The following is a 3243-nucleotide window of genomic DNA, read 5'->3' on the forward strand; positions in this document are numbered from 1 at the left end:
TATTTTTCACTTAACCAAAACAGCATTGTAAATTGTCTACAAACCCCAACATATATAATAGAGCCTAAAAAAACCTCGCACAAATCTGCAAGGTCTTTTAAGCCTTTATTATCGAAGGCGGTTATTCTCTTCTAACATTCCATTTTGCAGTTTGAAGTCTAAGCTGTTGTACTTGAATCTTAACCAAATATAAGCGAAGAGAAGTGGAATAATGATGACAAGGAGACAAAGGCCAACAATGGGTCCAAGCTCTAACGACACCTTTGATTCATGTTGTTTTTCGAAGTCTTTAATTTGGGATACACCTGTAACATCCCCTTCAGTTAAAATCAAGTTTTGTTCTGGGGCGTAATAAGCGTATTCTTTCCAATCCTTAAAGAATATGTAGTCTCTAACGGTTTTAAAATGCGCTACACCAATTTGAACTTGATTCACGGTAACCTCTTTGTCGCCATTTTTTACTGTAATAGGCTGATTAAGGTTAATCGTTTGAACATCGGTGATTTTAAGGGAACCTTTTTTATAGTCGTAATTTTCATCACTATATTGTTTTTGAAAGGCTTTAAACATGTCACCACTCGTAACTGTCTTCGCATAAGAGGTTCCCATTACGAATAATAAGACGACTGATAGTGCAGAAAGTAGTGCAAGGCATTTTTTCAACATATGCTTTCCCTCCCGTCCTTTATCATACCATAATTTTCTTACAAGAAAACGCTATTATTCATTTTCATCATAATATTATAATTAATTCAAGATCACAAGTATATTATGCGCTTATACCTCTTCTCTTAACCGGTCAATGTTTTCTAAAATCTGACCCTTTTCATCAAATTTAACCGCGCGATAAAACGCATCATGGTAAAAGCTAAACCACGCATTTTTCTCTATGCCTTTTGGCAGCCATATTTCTTTCTGCTTTATAGATGTCATCGGATAATCATCGTAAGCGAGCACCCAGAGAACATTGAAGTGAGCATGCGTTGGCATAAGATCAGCCATGTGGATTAAGTATTCACCACCACTTTCAATCGTTAAAACAGAATGTCCATCGCTGTGTCCACCCGTATGGTGCATGACAATCCCTTCGCTAACTTCCTGTGACTGTGTAAAGGTTCGTACCTGAGATTGAATAGGCTTCCAATTTTCTTCCCAATAGGTATTCCTAGACCGAATATTCGGTTCACGCATTTCATCCCATTCAACTTGTGACGTCCAAATACAAGCGTTTTCAAAAGTAGGGACTAAAATATCGTCCTTATATTTTGTTAATCCTAATGCATGGTCAAAATGCATATGGGTCATCAAAACTTCATCAATATCCTGTGTAGTTAATCCAAGAATTGCTAAATCATGATCCAATTTGGACTCTGAAGTCACTCCATAGTTTCGACGCTGTTTTGCCGTTAATTTATTGTTACCGATGCCTGACTCCACAAGCAAGTTTTTACCCTTTCCCTGAATTAAAATAGGATCTGTTCTCAACTCAATTTGATTCTTATCATTCACAGGATATTTTTTGGACCACAGTGGTTTGGGGACGACACCAAACATTGCACCGCCATCCATGTTGGTAACACCACCATCTAGCCACGTGAGGGTCCATTCTCCTAGCTTCAGTTGTTCCATCCCTTCATACCTCCTTGTCCCTTGCAGTAGTAAGAAACCTCACGATATTATCTAGAACTTAGCCTTTTCGAAACATTTGATGTTTTGAAAAGACTATTTCCTTATATATTATCATACTCCTCACTACTGCCCAATCTAAAGTAAAAAGATCTTAGGACAATGAAGCAAAAAAAATTTAAAAAGAAGCCTCACAACGGTAAATGGGCTGACCCTTTGCTGAGAATTTTTCTTCATATTCCGTCATAATATTCCCAGGACATTCAGAGGCATGAAGATCTAAACTTATATTGCCTAAAGTAAGACCGAATTGAGAAAAACTCTCCAAAGAATATTCGAAAAATCCCCTATTATCCGTTTTCAGGTTTAATTTGCCCTTTGTTTTTAAAACCTGACGATAATTTTGTAAAAAGCTTTTATACGTTAAACGCCGCTTTTCATGACGATTCTTCGGCCACGGATCAGAGAAATTTAGATAGAGCTCATCCACCTCATTTTCCGCAAAAAAATCGGTCAGATCATTAGCATTCTTATTTAAGAATAAAACATTAGGAAGCGGCTTGTCTAAGAGCTTTTCCAGTGCCGATACAATGATACTCTCTTCAAGCTCTATTCCAATAAAATTTATATCTGGATATTGCTCCGCCATCCCCAAAATAAACTGACCTTTTCCCGTCCCAATTTCAACATGGAGGGGTGCCGAATGATTAAATTTCTCTCGCCACTTTCCTTTATAATTCTCCGGGTCAGGAATCACTAATGCTGAATGTTCTAGTAGCTTATCCTTAGCCCATGGTTTGTTTCGAACGCGCATGACTCTTCACTCCTCAGTTTCATTCACAAAGAGCATTTTACCATGAATATAACTGCAACTAAAGATACAATCCATTCAGTCATAAGAAAACCGAGCGTAAAGCATGCCTGTCTTCATTCAGTTGGGCCAAAAAAGTGTGTGCCTCAGCGCCGCTGACTCACGGATGCTATGCGAGAGTCGTACGGGCACAGGGCAAGCGTTCTGGAGCGAAAATCCATACTGTCCTTATATTTAGGAATTTTCCTTCTGATCTTTTTAGAAAACTTGGCTTATACTTCACCGATTCACTAAGCACAACCTGATATTTAGGCATACGCTTTACACATTAATGTCGTCGTCCACTCTTAATGGCGAAAGCCTTAGTTGCACTTATAAAGGTTTCCGCTAAGTTATAAAAAAGAAAATTTCAGATCAAACTACAATAGAAACACTGGATTCATGAGTCAGTCTAAAAAGGATGTGGTGACACACATGAGCTTAACGGCAAACGATCGTTTAAACCTGATTAAGGATATTCTAAGAACTCATCATCTTGATGGTGCTGCTTCTTCTTCTGAATATCAACAATTATATCGGACAGCTCAAACACTTATAAATGATTCTAATGAACAGGTCACCAATGCCAACGAAACATTACAAGCCATCAGTGATTACAGTGCAAAAGGGATGTCTTTATCAGGCTATGATGATCATATTACCGAAAACAAAGACAATCTGAACTCATGGCTCCAAACTTTAAATCATAACCACCCTTCCAAAGGGTGGTTTGCACAAAGGCTATAAGCCTAAACTACCGGCCGGCG

Annotated in this window: 4 protein-coding genes; 1 reads left to right on the forward strand and 3 read right to left on the reverse strand. The window is 38.2% G+C overall.

The window, feature by feature from the left end; translation table 11 throughout:
* Positions 1-108 precede the first annotated feature (108 nt).
* The 3 genes from IEV91_RS21420 to trmB form a co-directional block, all read right to left on the reverse strand.
* Complete coding sequence (locus IEV91_RS21420; protein ID WP_188499460.1) at positions 109-666, reverse strand: hypothetical protein; 558 nt, start codon at positions 664-666, stop codon at positions 109-111.
* A gap of 111 nt (positions 667-777) precedes the next feature.
* Positions 778-1629 (reverse strand): YtnP family quorum-quenching lactonase, encoded by an 852-nt coding sequence (locus IEV91_RS21425; RefSeq protein ID WP_188499461.1) that lies wholly within the window; start codon positions 1627-1629, stop codon positions 778-780.
* A 175-nt stretch (positions 1630-1804) separates the two neighbouring features.
* Positions 1805-2440, reverse strand: coding sequence for a tRNA (guanosine(46)-N7)-methyltransferase TrmB (gene trmB, locus IEV91_RS21430; protein WP_188499462.1), 636 nt, complete (start codon positions 2438-2440; stop codon positions 1805-1807).
* A gap of 471 nt (positions 2441-2911) precedes the next feature.
* Here trmB and IEV91_RS21435 point away from each other — a divergent pair, with 471 nt between their 5' ends.
* Positions 2912-3223, forward strand: coding sequence for a YtzH-like family protein (locus IEV91_RS21435; RefSeq protein WP_188499463.1), 312 nt, complete (start codon positions 2912-2914; stop codon positions 3221-3223).
* The last annotated feature ends 20 nt before the right edge of the window (positions 3224-3243 follow it).

Origin of the sequence: Pullulanibacillus pueri (genome assembly GCF_014639255.1) — a bacterium.
GTDB classification, from domain to species: domain Bacteria; phylum Bacillota; class Bacilli; order Bacillales; family Sporolactobacillaceae; genus Pullulanibacillus; species Pullulanibacillus pueri.